Below are 16,422 nucleotides of genomic sequence, written 5' to 3' on the forward strand. Positions count from 1 at the left end.
TTTCAGTTGGATTTCTTGCCTGCGTGGCGCACAGGTGGCGACAGCAGCCTTTCAAGTTCTGTAAGTCGATAAAATCGACTTACAGGTGATGATTGCGGCCTTTCGAGTCCTGTAAGTCGATAAAATCGACTTACAGGTGATGATTGCGGCCTTTCGAGTCCTGTAAGTCGATAAAATCGACTTACAGGTGATGATTGCGGCCTTTCGAGTTCTGTAAGTCGATAAAATCGACTTACAGGTGATGATTGCGGCCTTTCAAGCTCTGTAAGTCGATAAAATCGACTTACAGCTGGCGATTGCGGCCTTTCAAGTTCTGTAAGTCGATAAAATCGACTTACACAGGAGTTCTCGCTCGCGCGGGGACGATAACACTCCCGCACCTATTCTACTCTCCGCCAGGCACCGGAATCGGCACGCCCTCCGCAATCGGCGTACCGAAATTCGGCGTACCATCCTTATTCCACTGGAAAGGCTGCATACGCACGTTGCGATTCCAGCCTGATCCTTGTGTTTTCGCAGCATGGTACACGATCCAGTCCTCTTTGCCATCTACTGATTTCGCAAATGAATTATGGCCGGGTCCAAAGACTTGATCCGTTTTGGAAAAAACAGCCTTCTCCCCCTTCTTCCAAGAAGCTGGATTAAGCACATCACTGCTCATCTCCGTACTCAGGATGCCAAGACAATAGTCATCGGTCCAGCTGCCGCTAGCCGAATAAATCACATGAATGCGATCCTCATGCAGCAAGACCTGCGGTCCCTCATTGATCGTTGGATTGCCAACCAGCTCCCAGTCATACGTTGGACGTGAGATCTCAACTGGCTTCCCACTAATCGTGTACGGATTGCTCATCGGCGCAATGTAGAGATGCTGGCTTACATTGACGGCCCCTTCCCATCCCGACCAAATGAAATAGAGCGATCCATCCTTCTTCTGCAGCGTAGTCCCGTCAATTGCCCAGCGGCCAGCTGTGTCCATCATCCCTTTATCAACGTAAGCACCTAACGGATCGTCCGACACGGATTCTAGCACGAACATACGATGATTCTCATTCTGGCCGTCATCGGCGGCATAGTAGATGTACCATTTTCCAGCTATAAAATGCAATTCAGGCGCCCATACATTCGACGTATTCGGTCCTGAAGTAGGCGGGAACCAGACGTCTTTATACTCAGCATCTGCTAACCCTGTCAGTGTCTTTGATTTCCATACGCGAATGGAATTTCCGGTTGTATGCGTGTAATAGTAGGTACCATCTTTGGTCGTGACCCAAGGATCTGCCCCATTATCGATAATCGGATTGGTGAATGTTTTCGTTTCTATCGATGGTGAAACGACGATTTCAGTTTCTTTCACTTTGTTCTCTGCAACTCCCTTCGTACACCCTGCTAGGATCATCAAACTCAAACACACTATACTTAATTTCCGCATGGGAAAGCATCACCTCTACCTATTCGCATCTCATATCTGCCCCTATTGCTTGACCCCTGTTGCAGTAATCGATTGAATGAACTGTCTTTGACCAATGAGGAAAATAATCAATGTCGGTATCGTAGATAACGTCGCAAGTGCCATTAATTTGCCATAGGATTGCACGAAACTACCAGTCGCCATAACCGCCACACCAGCCGTTAATGTACGCATTTCGAGATCCGTCACAGTAAAGAATGGCCATACATAATCATTGAATACACCCATAAAGGTGAAAATCGCTAACGTTGTTACAATAGAGATGGATGATGGCATCAATACCGACGTAAATACCTGCCATTTATTGGCCCCATCAATCCGTGCTGCTTCTATAATCTCATTCGGAAATGATTGAAAAAATTGAATTAACATAAACACACCTAGCGCCCCACCTGAGTATGGCAAAATAAGCACATAATACGTATTAATCAGATTGAAATTACTGAAATTCAAATATTGAGGAAGAAAGGAAATAATGCCCGGCACCATCATCGATCCAACGAATATGGCGAATAGCGTTCTTTTAAAAGGAATATCTAACTTCGCTAACGCGTAGGCAGCCATCGCATCCAATATAATGACTAGGAATGTCGCAGCAAAACCTACGAAAAAAGAGTTAAACATCCATCGAAAAATCGGAACCTCAACAGCACCACCAACAAAAATAGTATTGAAATTATCCCATGTAAACTCTTGTGGAAATAAATGGAATACAGGTGACATAACCTCGACATCCGTCTTGAACGAATTGGAAAACATCCATAATATCGGTAAAATGAAAATGAGCCCAAGTATGGAAGCAAGCATCACATAAAAGATTTTAAGTGATTTCAACGTCCTCTACTCCTTCCTGCTCGTGACTTTGAATTGAATAACAGACACAATCATGATCGTTAAACCCATAAGAATCGCCATTGCGGAAGCGGAACCGATTTCTCTAGCCGTGTAGGCCGTTTGCAAAATCCCCATCAACAGCACCTTCGTTTCATCCCCTGCATTACTCATCAGATTCGGCTGGGCAAAGATGTTGTACGAGGCGATCGTCGACGTAATCAATACAAAAATCAAGACTGGTCTAATAAATGGAAGTGTTATGCTCTTCAGTCTGTCCCAACCGTTGGCACCATCAATTTTGGCTGCTTCATAGAGATCCTCGGGTACACCATTCAGGGCATTCACGAAGATGATCATATTGAAGCCAATCGTCCACCATAGTGTTGCGATAACTAGTGCAAACCACACGAAAGGCGTATCCAGCAGCCAAGGAACCGGATCGAACTCACGAATGCCAACTTTGGCAAGGAGTAGATTGATGAATCCACCTGTGACGTCGAACATCCGCTTCCAAATAACTGCCATGACCGTTGCGGATACAGCATAAGGGATGAAATAGATCGATCGGAAGAGAGATCGTAATTTCGCTGGAAGTGCATTCAATAATAAGGCAAATCCGAGTCCTACTATGACTAAAAAAGGAACTGAAAACACGACGAATTTCAAGGTAGCTTTCATTCCGATGAAAAATAAGTCATTCTCTTGGGTTCCGTTCGTAAAGATTTTCCGGTAATTGTCTAAACCCACGTACGGATGCACAGGATCTAGCAGGTTGTATTGCCTCAAGCTAATGATGAACCCGTAAATGATGGGGATCAATGTAAAGGCTAAGAAAGCAATAAGGTAAGGTAATATAAATAAGCTTGAAGTCAGCTTCGATTTCCAATGTGATGGGGTAGGCACTTGATTCCCTCCTCTTCTTTAAAAGGGAAGACGGGTACTGGGTACCCGCCTTTCCATCATGTTGCGCTATGGTTACTTCTTCATGGCTGCAGTCGATTTGGCTGCTGCATCATCGAGCGCAGCTTTTGGATCTTTTTTACCTTGAAGAGCATTAGCAAGCTCGCTCCAGATACTGTCGGAAATCGGACCCCAATTTAACACTTTTGGTGCAAATTTAACATACTCAAATTCTTTCGCTACTTCAGTTTGCTGCTGTGTCATTGCTTGGAAAGCTGCGCTATCACGTACGACTTTGGAAGCTACAGCTTGACCTGACTCCGCCCAATCAATGGAATTCGCATTCACATATTTCAAGAAATCACCAACACCTGCAAGAATGGCTGCATCTGTTGTTCCTTTTGGAATAACGAAGTTATGGGATCCGCCGAATACGGCTTGTTTGACTGTTCCAAGCTGTGGAACCGGAGCTACACCATAATTAATTTTCGCTTTATCGAAGGCATCCTTCGACCAAGGACCATTAAAGTGCATCGCACTTTTCCCTTGTTGGAACAGGTTGAAATCACCATCAGCTGCAACAGTTGGAGGTGAAACCTTCATCGTTGTTAAGCTTCTCATAAAGGTAACCGCTTCTACACCTGCAGGTGAGTTGTACGCAATGTTGCCTTTATCGTCTAGGAAATCGCCACCGTTCTGGAATAATACCGTCGGGAACAAGAAGTTCTGAATCCAGAAGGTTGGCATTGCCGCTCCCCAAATACCTTTGGAAGCATCCGTTAACTTGACTGCTGCATCAACGAACTCTTGACGATTCGTTGGTACCTTCGTAATACCGGCTGCTTTAAACAAATCTTTGTTGTAATACATAACTAACGGATGAATATCAAGCGGAATGCTGTACCAGTTATTGTCCTTCGTCGAGTATTCCACCGTTGCTGGTGGGAAGTTGCTTTTCTCAACGCCCACAGCTTTAGCAATGGCATCGAGCGGTTGCAGCTGATCCTTGGCAATGTACGTCGGTGTTTGGTCAAGATGCATGATCGCAACATCCGGTACACCTTTTTTCGTAGCGATGGCTGTATCCAGCAGCTTATAGTAGTCACCATTCGGTTGAATTGTCATTTTTACCGTATATTTATCTTGCGATTTATTATAGTTATCCACGATTTTCTTCATAAAAGGACCATCATTACCTGAGAAAGGGTTCCAGAAGTTAACGGTAACTTTCTCTCCACTTTTTGCTGGTTCAGGCGCTTTCGTTGCCGCTGCCGCTTGTGTAGCTGCTGGGGAAACCGCAGCCGGGGAAGTTTCTGCCGTTTTCGTAGACGAACATCCTGTCAAAACCAAAGCCATCGACAAACTTGCTGCACCCATCATCTGTAAGCTTTTCATTTTTCTCATCGTCGTTTTAACTCCCTTCAATTTTAAACACACAATTTGCACTTGCTTATCCAGCTGAATTTGTGTCAAAATTGTAGTGAGCTGTGAATTTCAACAGAAATTCATTCTCACTACCGAGAGCGATTCTAAGGAGTTCCCACGCCAATGGACCTTAGATCGCTCTTTCTTTTGCTTTCCATCCCCATACCTGTAACTTTAGGTTTCTCCACTTGCCAATTCGGATACTGTGCCCTCCTTCGCTCGCCTAAGTTAACCACAATTTAACTATACGGTTTTCGAGAAAACGTTACCATGACGATATTCATGAACCATTGGACATATTTTCAGGTATACGTATAGACAATAATGCGAACAAAAAAACAGCGACCGACTAGGACTCGAAATAAAGTTCTAGACTGCAGCCGTTTGATCATACCCGTTTGTTCCTGTTCCGTATTATTGCGCTCCTGCATTCTTTAGTATTTGTTCAATTTCTGTAAAGCCATTTCGCTTAGCATGTTGAAGTGGCGTAACACCATCCCGATCAGCAATATTTACATTCGCACCATGGTCTAGCAGCAGTCGGGTAATTTGCTGATGCTTTGGTCCGCCTTTGCTCAAAATGGTCACTTCAAGTAAGGCAGTCCAACCTAGGTTATTAATGTGGTTGACATCCACATCTGTCGTTAAAAGCAAAACGCTTACGTTTTCAACATGACCTTTTTCTGATGCTGGTATGAGGGCATTCCCACCGTAACGGTTAGTCAGTTTCGTGTCGGCACCAGCTTCTATAAGCAGCTTCAATATGTCAAGACGTCCTTCAGCCCCAGCATAAAGAAATGGATTATCCTGCTTATCATCTTGCAAATTGATATCTGCTCCAGCTTCAATCAAAATCTTTACGATCTTAGGATTGTTGGCATGCGTTGCCGCCATGATAGCCGTCCTACCTCTGTTGTCTCGCTCATTTAAGTTGACCCCTTGTTTTAGAAGTCGTTCTAATTCTGCTATATCATTCCGCTCAACGGCAGCAATCAACGCTTGACTCATGATACTCACAACCTTTCCATTTCGATTTTGTATGATTATTTATCCACTGTGACATATTGACTTCGTTATAAAGATTTTGCAAGTCGGAATCCAAGATCATCTATGCAAAATGTTGGATGACTACGACGACGACAGGTTGCCCCGCAACCCCGTTCCTCTTCAGCCCAGCTTCCACCACGAAAAATGCGATAGGAGCCGTATACTTTTTCATCATACACATCCCAACACCATTCCCAAACATTTCCTAACATATCGTACAAACCCCATGGATTCGGTTCCCTTGTTCCTACTTCATGGACGTTGCCCCCTGAATTACCTGCAAACCAGGCAATCTTATCAATATCTCCGTACGTATAACCTGTCGTCTCAGCTTTACAGGCATATTGCCATTCAGCTTCAGTAGGAAGTCTATATCCGTTTGATTCCCAATCACAACTAACTTGTTCACCATCAGAACTGACGGAGTAACACGGCTTCAGTCCCTCTTTCTGTGAAAGTAAGTTACAGAAGGATATAGCCTCATGCCAAGAAACATTAACAATCGGCCTAAGATCCGCATCACTTGTTGGGGGGAATTGCTCAGTAATCGCATCGTATTGACCTACAGTTACAGGATAGCGAGCAAGAAGGAACGGTCGTATTTCAGCTGTCCATTTAATTTTCCTTCTATCGTCTCTTAATTCGACTTCTCCCGCTGGTATTTCAACCATCTCCAATTTCTACACCTCACTATCATAATAGCGTACTAGAATTAACTATATTTTATCTAAAATTACTGCATGATACCAATCCTATCTCTGATTAGTCTTGTGGTTATTGCAATCCATATATTGCACGTAAAATGGCTTCCGTTATAAAATGGCTATTAACTAAGGCTGAATTATGGACTGCGGAAAGAGGAGCGTGTGCATCAATGATTTTCATGAAAAAATATATCAGGAAGCACTGGAAATTGTTTCTAGTGGCTGTTTTTTTCGTCATGCTGGAAGCGCTTGCGGATTTAATGCAACCAACCATCATGTCCCACATTCTGGATGTTGGCGTTGCGGAGAAACGGCTTGATTATGTGCTTCGCATGGGTGGCTTGATGCTCCTTATCACAGCGTTTGGTGCCGTCGCAGCTTCTACTCGGAATATTGTCGCCAGCCATGTTTCACAGAAATTCGGTACAGAGCTTAGAGCGGATTTATTTGAAAAGATACAGTCACTTTCTTTCACCAATATCGAGCGATTCGAACGCGCCTCCTTAATTACACGATTAACGAATGATGTGACGCTGGTGCAAAATTTTGTGAATGGTCTCATGCGTATTTTTGTTAAAGCACCTATCTTATGTATTGGAAGTCTAATTATGGCTATAAGGCTGAATATGCATCTGGCTGTTGTATTACTTATCGTGGTTCCACTCGTAGGCGTGCTCGTGGCCTTGAACTTGAAGGTGGGTTTTGCCAGATATGTTAACGTGCAGAAAGCACTGGACAATGTCAACCGCGTGATAAGGGAATATTTGTCCGGTATACGTGTCGTGAAAGCATTTAATCGATTTGATCATGAAGCCGGGAAGTTTCAGAAAGCCAATATCGATTATCAGGACAAGTCGATTCAGGTCACAAGACTGCTCGCGATCTTTAACCCCTCCATCCTGCTTACTGTCAATTTTGGTATTGTTGCCGTGCTTTGGCTAGGTGCTTGGCGTGTTAATCATCATCAAATGCAAGTTGGTCATATCGTAGCGTTCGTCAATTACATGACGCAAATTTTGTTTGCCTTGCTGACGATTTCGATGGTATTTAATATGTTCGTTCGGGCCAAAGCCTCAGCTACACGGATCGGTGAAGTTTTCAGTCAGATCAATGAAATGACTTGGAACGATACAGCAACACTACCTGCTCAGCGTCCTGGAGGCCGAATCGACTTCACGGATGTGTCATTTTCCTATGACGGAGCTGTTGGTGAACCTATTCTGAAATATATTAACTTGACATGCCTCCCAGGAGAAACAATTGGTATAATTGGCTCCACGGGGTCAGGTAAAAGCAGCCTTGTAAGTCTCGTTCCCCGCTTCTATGATACGAGTTCCGGCTCAATCCGTGTTGACGGTGTGGATATACGCGAGTTGGAACCTTCCAAGCTCCGAGATCGCATTGCCATTGTGCCTCAGAACACCATTCTATTCAGCGGCACAATTGAAGAGAATTTGCGTTGGGGCCATGAACATGCGACACGCGAAGAGGTTGAGCAAGCCGCGATTATGGCAGATGCGCATGGCTTCGTTACAGCATTCCCTGAAGGTTATGAAACGAGGCTGGGTCAAAAAGGTGTGAACTTGTCTGGCGGACAAAAACAGCGGCTATCTATCGCACGTGCACTAATCCGAAAACCCGACATTCTGATTCTCGATGATTGTACAAGCGCTTTAGATACCGCGACGGAGACGAAAATCAAACAATCGCTCAAAGAATTTGCCTCCGGCGTCACTTGTTTGATCATTGCACAGCGCATTACCTCCGTTATGGATGCGGATAAGATCGTCGTTATGGATGATGGTGAAATCGTGGGCATCGGTACACATGAGATGTTAATGACCAGTTGCCGTATCTATATGGAAATATGTCACTCCCAATTCGGAAAGGAGCTGCCACATCATGTCAAAGCCGAATGATAGTTCGAGACAACAAGCACCTGACGTCCCGATGATCACTGGACCACTGGGTCGCGGTGGACGTGCTCCTGCCGTGAAGCCCAAAAATTTTAAAAACACCTTACGTCGCCTCTGGTCCTATATGGGTACTGAACGAAAGTGGTTAACCATCGTCTTTCTGTTTATCCTAGCAGATGCTGCTCTAACCTTAGCTGGCCCCTATCTCATTGGTGTCGCCGTTGATGCCATGGCTGGAGGAGTCGTAGATTATAGCGTTCTCGACGTGGTGATGATTGTTCTGATTGCCACTTACATTGCTGATGGCGGACTTACCTTTATGCAGAGCTGGGTTATGGCTGGACTCGCACAACGTGTGGTACGGAGACTTCGCCAAACCATGTTTGCAAAGCTGCAGAAGCTGCCCCTTGCTTATTTCGACGGACGCAGCCATGGTGATGTCATGAGCCGACTGTCGAACGATATCGACAATGTAAGCAACTCAATCTCGCAAGCAACCACACAGTTGATGACAGGCTCTATTGCGATTGTTGGTTCTTTTATCATGATGCTTATTTTAAGCCCAACCTTGACGCTTGCTACGCTCATTACGGTTCCACTTGTTTTCTTGCTGGCCAAAACAATTACCAAACGTACCAGCGTGCTATTCAAAGAGCAACAGGCACAGCTTGGCAAGTTGAACGGTCATATTGAAGAAACGATTTCCGGCCTGCTTGTCGTTAAAGCATTTAATCGTGAGCAGAAAGCGATCCATGAGTTCAACAACGTAAATGGTCGATTGTATGAGGTTGGATTAAAAGCGCAAATTTGGTCTGGTTTTCTAATGCCTATCCTAGGTGTCATCAACAATATCGGCTTCTCTTCCGTTGCCATCGTCGGTGGTATTTTGGCCGTAAAAGGTCATATTACGGTCGGTGTCATTGCTAGCTTCCTAAGCTACTCGCGCCAGTTCGTGAGACCACTAAATGAGATTGCGAACACTTATAATGTGCTGCAATCCGGTGTAGCAGGAGCAGAACGTGCATTTGAAGTGTTGGATGAAGCGGAAGAAGCGGAGGATGAACCAGGAGCCATCGATCTGGAGAAACCAATTGGTCACGTTACCTTCCAAGACGTTACTTTCGGTTATCGGCCGGATCGACCGATTATTAAAGAGGTAAGTTTCGAGACAACGGCAGGCAGCAGCTTAGCGCTCGTTGGACCCACAGGAGCAGGCAAAACGACAATCGTGAATCTTGTAACTCGCTTCTATGATGCTACAAGCGGTACGATCTTAATTGACGGTCGGGATATCAAATCCTATACCCGGAGCAGTCTTCGCCGCAGTTTTGGCATCGTGCTGCAGGATACGTATTTATTCTCCGGCACGATTAAGGAGAACATCAAGTACGGTAACCCTGAGGCAACGGATGCGGAGGTGATTGCAGCAGCTAAACTGGCAAATGCCGACACCTTCATTAGTCGACTACCTAAGCGCTATGATACGCCTCTCTCTGAGAATGGCGGGAATTTAAGCCAAGGTCAGCGACAATTACTTGCGATAGCTCGCGTTATTTTAGCCGACCCTTCTATTCTCATCCTGGATGAGGCAACTAGCAGCATAGATACACGGACAGAGCTTCATATTCAGGAAGCACTTCTCTCCATCATGAAGGGGCGCACGAGCTTCATTATTGCTCACAGACTGAACACGATCCGGAATGCGGATACGATCATGGTTATCGATCAAGGTGAGATCGCCGAACAAGGCAATCACAACGCATTAATGAGCCACAAAGGAACCTATTCTCGGATGTTTTCTAATCAATTCGCTCCATCTAGCCCTACGTCAGAATAATTAGCACGAAAAGGCTGTCTCTAAAGAGACAGCCTTTTGAATAAAGGGAAATAGGATACGCTATTTGCGGATAAATGTGCGAAATGGGCTGCTTCCAAAACTCAGCATCCCCCGTTTCATACAAGGTTTTTCCATTTTTATTCGATGCCTGAATCGTAATCGGACTCTTCAAACTGCTCTCGGCTATGAAATACCATATGGCATTCTCACCCTTTTTAATTATATGTACTGACTGACTACCTTCACTTATTAAAAGTATCTGAGTGATCTCCGGGTTTTCAACAACCCCATACAACAGATGAATGTCGGATTCTTGACTTTCTGATCCTTGCCAGCTTAATTCTCGACCAACAAACATTGAACTTCTATTGATATACGCACCCCAGGAGTATCCATGAAATTTCTTCTTAAGTAAGACTACACATAGTTCTGACTTATTCGTCGTATAAAAGGCTAAAGTTCGCTTCCTATCCGCATGTATATGTAGAAGTTCTTTAAAATCGGAATCTTTAGCCGTAATGACATGCTCAATTTGATCGTACAAAGATTTATTTTGTTCGAATAACCATTTCAAAGGAAAGAAGGTAATGAGAAGAAATATCACAATGATTGAAATCATCGCTTTATTCCTATTCATTCAATCTCCGAACCATCAAATCCTCATCATAATACTGACCATTATATTTCAGCGCGTTACGCTCCACACCATAAACCTTAAACCCAAGGGAATCGTACAGTTTCTTCGCTGCTTCATTATGTGACATAACAGCTAAGTTGATTTGCTCAACGCCTTCGCATTCACTAGCTCTCCGAATTAGCTCAATCAGCAGCTTTTTCCCCAAACCTTGACCTCGCTGATTCAAAGCAACAAACATCGCATAAACATTGCCTTTATGTGCTGTCTTCAGACTGCTCTCTCTTACAAAAGAGACGGATCCAACAAGCGATCCCTGTTCATCCAATGCCCCAAGTACAAACTTACCGCTTGTTGGCTTAATACGATCAGCAACCATTTCCATTGTAAAATGAACTTCTCGCTCATACGTGGAGCCAAATGCTTCTGGACTGATTTGCAGCGCACTTAATCTTAATTCTTGATAAATCTTGGCATCATGTTCATCCAAAACTCGAATATACAACGACTTCTCCTCCACATCTTATTTGGTAATGTTACTCAGTAAAGTGCCAGAGAACACCCGCGGGGTCGATCAGATGAATTGCTCGTTTTCCATAAGGTTGCATCTTAGGCGCGGTAGCTCGAATTTGATATTTACTGACGACCTCCGTATTTTGGATATGAGTCCACCACGCGTCTATGTCCTGTACACACAATTCCAGCATATAATTTTGTTGTAATTCTACGTTATGATAATTCTGTAAATGAAATTCCATTTCGTCAACTTTGAAAATGACACCCTGATGATTTGCAAATATTTTTTCAAATCCGAGATCCGTATAAAACTGCACTGCAAGAGGGAAATCCTCCCCTGACGGAACAAATGGACGTAATTTTTGAGCGCGCATGTAGGTAACTCCTTTCACTGAATTCATCGTTATTCAGATCTCAATTACACATCACATTCGATGTCCAAGCCATTACTTCCTGCATGGCAAATCCAACCGCCAAAAAGTCCTGTTACGAAGAACTTCGTTACGTTCGTAAAGCCAGATTCTTGCAATAACCCTTCGATTTGCTTTTCAGGCAAGAAGGATATTTTCATAATACCTGTATTCACCATTTCGTTGACTTTGTCAGGCGATCTCCCCGCATCCAACCAAAAGCTCCTCCAAACATGCAATCTGTCCTTTAGTTCGTTACCATCACGATCCCCATAAGCACTAACGAGTACAAATGGAGCTCCTGGCTTCAAATGGGCATGAATGCTTCTGAGCAGTTCCAGCTTCTCTTGCACATCGTCGATGAAATGCAGAACTAACAGGCAGCTTGCCGCATCAAATGCCTTGTCAGCTTTTGGCAAATCGTTAATCGTTCCAATGATGAGATTTACGCGATTGGACAAGCCAAGCTGGTTTGTTTTATGTTGGGCAATCTTAAGCTTTCTTCCGAAATGTCCACTCCCGTGAAAGTCCATTCTGGGTTAGTAGGTCCCCACGCGGATAGTTCATTTCCTCCTCCTGCGCCGATGACTAGCACCGAAGCTCCTTCTCCGCTTAATTCAGCTCGAAAATAGGATTGAACCATCCCGAATAATGCGTCATACGTCGGTATTGAAATTCGTGCGTTCGTTTCATAAATTTGAGCCATTTCCGAATTATAATTATCCTTCATATGCGACCATATCCATTATTTGTCATATTTACTATAAACTTGCTTTATGCCAATTCTCCATGAGGAGCTCACTGTTTATGCTCATACTAGCTATAGCGCCTAAGGATGCCGCCATAATGACTTGATACATCTCCGATGCTGCATCTCCAGCACTATATATACCTGGAACATTGGTTTTACCGAATTGATCTACGACGACTGTACCTGTTTCCGTCATCTCACAACCTATTGTTTGCGGGAGATCCGACCCGATCGCTAATTTCGGGCCAAAGAAAATCCCCGTACACAGGAGTCGGGTTCCGTCCTCTAGTTCCACATGTTGAACGTAGCCCTCATTGGATACAATGGAGCGTATAGGCGAATCATATATCGGTACGTTATGTTGCTTAAGTTCTTCTTTTTCAGCATCTGATAACTCATCAGGCCCGTTCGTGCATATCGTGAATCGGCTCGTCCAACCAGAAATCATCTTCGCAAGATGAAGCGCCTTGGCTCCATTCACAATGAGCACCAGTGGCTGATCTCTTAATTCCCAACCATCACAATACGGACATACAAAAGCGCTCTTGCCGTATACCTCGGTTAAACCGTTAATATCCAAAGGAAGGTCTTTTTTACCTATTGCAAAAAGCACCTTCTTACCTTCATATCTCTCCCCCTGAGCTGTTGTGATTTGAAAATTACCATCGTTTCCTGTTATCGACACTGCCCTATCAGACACATGATCCACAGTTGGATAAACACTAATCTGTTCCATAGCAATCCGCCGAAACTCGCTTGGCTTTATACCGTCCCGTGTAAGAAAACCATGGGATTCGCGAGTAACCCTATTACGAGGTTGCTCCTCATCAATGAGAAGCACCTTCTTTCTTGCTCTTCCTAAAACTAAAGCTGCATGAAGACCTGCAGGCCCTCCGCCGATAATCAAACAATCATAATTCATGTTCATCTTCCTTTCGATTACTTTATATTAGGGACTTAATAGACTCTCAATATCTATAATAAGTCTTAAAAAAAGGACGGAATCTATTCCGCCATATGCATGCTCACCAAATCTGCGATTTTCTTACTCGCCAGATACTGTTCCAACTGTCGTTCAGCGTCCATTACAACCTGCTGGATCTGACATCCGCTTCCATGATTAAAGCTGCATTCGAACAAAGACGCGGTACCTTCAATTGCACGAATGATATCGAGAAAGGAGATATCCTGCTGAGTATGCTTGATGCGATATCCACCGTTAGCCCCGGTAGAAGAATGGATTAATCCTGCTTTGACAAGTTTCGTCATCAACTTAGATAGATAAGTCTGTGAAACGTTTAGCTTCTCGGCAAGCAATTGCACACCGACAGGTTTGTCAGCCCCGGCGTTTACCAAATAGAGCATCGCATGAAGGGCATAGTCAGTCGCTTGTGAATATTTCATTTTCACGCCCCCATTAAAGACTTTATGAGTCTATTATAGCGTTAATCTAAATGAAATTCAAGCAAGGCCATGAATCCGGGTGATTTATTTGTTAGTACTCCTTTTACTTTTCTGCAAACTTATTTGTTTTTAAACCAATTGCCGATGTCATTGATGACTTCCGACGGGATGTTACCCTGCTTAAAATACTCCTGAGGCGTGCTCATGGCTCCTTCGCCTTCGGTATAGAAGTGATTAAGTTTTGGGTACAGGCGATAAGTAACGTCTTTCCGATCTTTCAAATTGTTCTTCCAGATATCAAGCTGTTCCGGCATGACTTGATAATCGCGCCCTCCCTGTAGGACGAGCATTTTCCCTGTCTGAGTCTTCGCCTTTTCAGCGGGTTCATAACCGCGTAGGTCCATAAACCAATTTCCGAGTGAATATTCTTTCGGAGGATTGGCGGTGGACAAGTTAGGGTCCTTCAAGATGGCAAACTGCTTTTTATAAAAGTCCAACGATTGGGGAGGCATCTGTTTCAGATCTACGAGATAAGAAAATTGCTTTTCCAATAAGTCGAAAAAGGAGCCGCCTGGCGCTGACATTAGCACAGTTCCTGCAATTTGCTTATCTATATCCGCTTCTACAAGACGCGGCATCATGAAACCTCCTTGGCTATGTCCAAGTACATAAATCTGTCTAGGATCGATGCCTTCGGTGTTGCTCATTTGTTTGACGGCGGTAAGCGCATCGTCGAGCGCTTCTTCTTTCATCGTCATATTTGGCAAAAGACTGAGCTGCGCCGGATATTCAAGGCTACGTTTTTCGTAACGTAAAACGGCAATACCTTGTGAAGCCAGGCCTACTGCTAGATCGCTGAACGGCTTCAGCGCGCCAAGCCACTCGTCGCGGTCATTCGGCCCCGATCCGTGTACGAGCACAACTACAGGATGTGGACCTTTTCCTGTCGGCAGTGTCAGTGTGCCAGGTAAAGCCCAGCGACCCTCACCGATCATCACTTCCTTTTCGTTATATGTTTCCGAATTCGCATAGCTCGGCAGTTTGTAACCTTCTAGCTTCAATGCTGCGGAAGAATCGAGCAAAAAGTCATCGATCTCTCCTCCATGATTAAATCTGAGGACGAAAGGTATTTCGCTTTTTTCAAAAGTGAGAGTGAGCCTCACATTTTCGTGTACAATGGTTTTGTCGGAAGTGAGTTTGGCTACACCTTTATAACTTCCAAGTTGACCTGTTACGTTTCCGAAAAATTGTTTGATACTCTCCGCCGTTGCAACTGACCCCAGATTGGCGCTAAAAAACTGTGTCGAACTGTTTGGCGATGAGCCCAAAGCGGAGGCAATAAAAGCTGTCGCTTTGCCTGTGAGATCCGTTTTATCAAAGATGATAGCTTGGGCTTGGTCGTCCCAACCGATTGTGGTACCGAGTGCTTCATTGAGAGCACGAAGCGCAAAAATGGTGTGTTGTTCTACGAGCTGCGCCGCCGACGGCAAAGTAATCACCTTGCCGTCGATTAAAGCTTCATTGCTCCCAATTTTCAAGGATAATGCATGTCCGAGATATTTGACGCTTACAGACGAACTGGTTTCGTCCCACAACACTTCTCCACCAAGCGTTTCGACAACTGCACGTAAGGGTACGTTTTGCGCTGAACTTTCAGCAGCAATTTGGACATGTGAAGCCGGAGTAACCACCAGCGTCTTACTGGCCGCAGCACTTGAGACGGTCGGAAGACTGACGGTTAAGGCCAGCATAGCTGAGATCACTTTTAAGGGAATTATAGCATTCGTTTTCAAAAGTATGTGCCTCCAAATTGAGAAATTTTCACAATATTAATAGACGTAGCATTTCGAAAGTATCTTCAAATTTAATATTATTAAATCGGTTTGGATCCATTTGACGTGTAATTTTACACATCAGCAATACATCCCAATGCTCAAACTTTGTTGTTCACCTCTTTACTTTTATATATTTAGAAAATTATCTAATAATTAAAATATATCATTATTTCAAACATTATTCAAGTTGCAAAATGACTATATATAGACAACTTTCCTGCCCCTTACTTCACAGCAAAAATTCCCGTAAATAGGTCAATGTCCTCTACGGATTAAACCTCTACAACAAAAAAATAAATGGAACTACCTTTCCTCCAATTGGCGGAAATCCCATATATGTACACGCCTTTCTCTTTGGGTACCGTCAAACTTTGATTCTTCAGTTGGACAGTTTCAGCTGTCCTGTCGTTATTTTTCCATAACTGTGCACCCATTGAATTTTTCTTAGGTTTACTTCTAAATTTAATCGTAATTTGGGATTCTGGAGAAACCACAACAGGATTAAGACCCGCATATTTAATAAGCTCAGGGGGAGCAACCATATCCGAGCACTTTCCGCTAAATAAACCTGACCAACAATAAGAACCTTGCGCAAAACCAATTTTCTTATTGCCAGCCGTAATAGTCGGTTTAGGTGGTTCGGATCTAAAGAGTTCAGAAATAAAATAAACCCCAATTAATAATACAGCTGCTGCGAAAAAAATGGTTAATCGTTTCTTCATTAAAATCCCTCCAAAC

General features: G+C 44.0%; 18 protein-coding genes. 2 read left to right on the forward strand and 16 right to left on the reverse strand.

Features of this window, described 5'->3' with window-relative positions:
• Positions 1–2: 2 nt before the first annotated feature.
• The 7 genes from ACSQ8O_RS27490 to ACSQ8O_RS27520 form a co-directional block, all read right to left on the reverse strand.
• Positions 3–380, reverse strand: coding sequence for a hypothetical protein (locus ACSQ8O_RS27490; RefSeq protein WP_436244273.1), 378 nt, complete (start codon positions 378–380; stop codon positions 3–5).
• Between the two features lie 5 nt (positions 381–385).
• Positions 386–1,432 carry a glycoside hydrolase family 43 protein gene (locus ACSQ8O_RS27495; RefSeq protein ID WP_436244274.1) on the reverse strand — a complete coding sequence of 349 codons (1,047 nt, stop codon included), beginning with the start codon at positions 1,430–1,432 and terminating at the stop codon, positions 386–388.
• A gap of 42 nt (positions 1,433–1,474) precedes the next feature.
• Entirely contained in the window at positions 1,475–2,305 is an 831-nt protein-coding gene (locus ACSQ8O_RS27500) for a carbohydrate ABC transporter permease (protein ID WP_436244275.1), read from the reverse strand.
• Positions 2,306–2,311: 6 nt separating this feature from the next.
• Entirely contained in the window at positions 2,312–3,208 is an 897-nt protein-coding gene (locus tag ACSQ8O_RS27505; protein ID WP_436244276.1) for a carbohydrate ABC transporter permease, read from the reverse strand.
• A 72-nt stretch (positions 3,209–3,280) separates the two neighbouring features.
• Positions 3,281–4,609, reverse strand: a complete 1,329-nt coding sequence (locus tag ACSQ8O_RS27510) for an ABC transporter substrate-binding protein (RefSeq protein ID WP_436244277.1) — start codon at positions 4,607–4,609, stop codon at positions 3,281–3,283.
• A 435-nt stretch (positions 4,610–5,044) separates the two neighbouring features.
• Positions 5,045–5,638: an ankyrin repeat domain-containing protein gene (locus ACSQ8O_RS27515; protein ID WP_436244278.1), complete on the reverse strand. Its 594-nt coding sequence runs from the start codon at positions 5,636–5,638 to the stop codon at positions 5,045–5,047.
• A gap of 65 nt (positions 5,639–5,703) precedes the next feature.
• The gene (locus ACSQ8O_RS27520; RefSeq protein ID WP_436244279.1) at positions 5,704–6,348 is read right to left on the reverse strand and encodes a formylglycine-generating enzyme family protein; all 645 of its coding nucleotides are present in this window, start codon (positions 6,346–6,348) and stop codon (positions 5,704–5,706) included.
• A gap of 203 nt (positions 6,349–6,551) precedes the next feature.
• Here ACSQ8O_RS27520 and ACSQ8O_RS27525 point away from each other — a divergent pair, with 203 nt between their 5' ends.
• Both ACSQ8O_RS27525 and ACSQ8O_RS27530 read left to right on the forward strand, forming a co-directional pair.
• Positions 6,552–8,300, forward strand: coding sequence for an ABC transporter ATP-binding protein (locus tag ACSQ8O_RS27525; RefSeq protein ID WP_436244280.1), 1,749 nt, complete (start codon positions 6,552–6,554; stop codon positions 8,298–8,300).
• The gene (locus ACSQ8O_RS27530; RefSeq protein WP_436244281.1) at positions 8,284–10,134 is read left to right on the forward strand and encodes an ABC transporter ATP-binding protein; all 1,851 of its coding nucleotides are present in this window, start codon (positions 8,284–8,286) and stop codon (positions 10,132–10,134) included. Before ACSQ8O_RS27525 ends, ACSQ8O_RS27530 begins: the two co-directional genes overlap by 17 nt.
• On the opposite strand, the gene ACSQ8O_RS27535 is transcribed toward ACSQ8O_RS27530, so the two are convergent.
• From ACSQ8O_RS27535 to ACSQ8O_RS27575, 9 genes are all read right to left on the reverse strand, one after another.
• The gene (locus tag ACSQ8O_RS27535; RefSeq protein WP_436244282.1) at positions 10,121–10,771 is read right to left on the reverse strand and encodes a hypothetical protein; all 651 of its coding nucleotides are present in this window, start codon (positions 10,769–10,771) and stop codon (positions 10,121–10,123) included. The genes ACSQ8O_RS27530 and ACSQ8O_RS27535 overlap by 14 nt on opposite strands.
• Positions 10,764–11,273, reverse strand: coding sequence for an N-acetyltransferase family protein (locus ACSQ8O_RS27540; RefSeq protein WP_436244283.1), 510 nt, complete (start codon positions 11,271–11,273; stop codon positions 10,764–10,766). Before ACSQ8O_RS27540 ends, ACSQ8O_RS27535 begins: the two co-directional genes overlap by 8 nt.
• 31 nt (positions 11,274–11,304) lie before the next feature.
• Positions 11,305–11,658, reverse strand: a complete 354-nt coding sequence (locus tag ACSQ8O_RS27545; protein ID WP_436244284.1) for a hypothetical protein — start codon at positions 11,656–11,658, stop codon at positions 11,305–11,307.
• A 44-nt stretch (positions 11,659–11,702) separates the two neighbouring features.
• Positions 11,703–12,155: a class I SAM-dependent methyltransferase gene (locus tag ACSQ8O_RS27550; protein WP_436244285.1), complete on the reverse strand. Its 453-nt coding sequence runs from the start codon at positions 12,153–12,155 to the stop codon at positions 11,703–11,705.
• Complete coding sequence (locus tag ACSQ8O_RS27555; protein WP_436244286.1) at positions 12,140–12,424, reverse strand: hypothetical protein; 285 nt, start codon at positions 12,422–12,424, stop codon at positions 12,140–12,142. Before ACSQ8O_RS27555 ends, ACSQ8O_RS27550 begins: the two co-directional genes overlap by 16 nt.
• A gap of 31 nt (positions 12,425–12,455) precedes the next feature.
• On the reverse strand, positions 12,456–13,373 hold the full coding sequence (locus ACSQ8O_RS27560) for an NAD(P)/FAD-dependent oxidoreductase (RefSeq protein ID WP_436244287.1): 918 nt from the start codon (positions 13,371–13,373) through the stop codon (positions 12,456–12,458).
• A 77-nt stretch (positions 13,374–13,450) separates the two neighbouring features.
• Entirely contained in the window at positions 13,451–13,849 is a 399-nt protein-coding gene (locus tag ACSQ8O_RS27565) for an RrF2 family transcriptional regulator (RefSeq protein ID WP_436244288.1), read from the reverse strand.
• A 119-nt stretch (positions 13,850–13,968) separates the two neighbouring features.
• The gene (locus tag ACSQ8O_RS27570; RefSeq protein WP_436244289.1) at positions 13,969–15,642 is read right to left on the reverse strand and encodes an alpha/beta fold hydrolase; all 1,674 of its coding nucleotides are present in this window, start codon (positions 15,640–15,642) and stop codon (positions 13,969–13,971) included.
• Positions 15,643–15,956: 314 nt separating this feature from the next.
• The gene (locus tag ACSQ8O_RS27575) at positions 15,957–16,406 is read right to left on the reverse strand and encodes a hypothetical protein (protein ID WP_436244290.1); all 450 of its coding nucleotides are present in this window, start codon (positions 16,404–16,406) and stop codon (positions 15,957–15,959) included.
• Between the last annotated feature and the right edge of the window lie 16 nt (positions 16,407–16,422).

Origin of the sequence: Paenibacillus sp. LjRoot56, assembly GCF_964253335.1 — a bacterium.
Classification (GTDB): Bacteria; Bacillota; Bacilli; order Paenibacillales; family NBRC-103111; genus Paenibacillus_E; species Paenibacillus_E allorhizoplanae.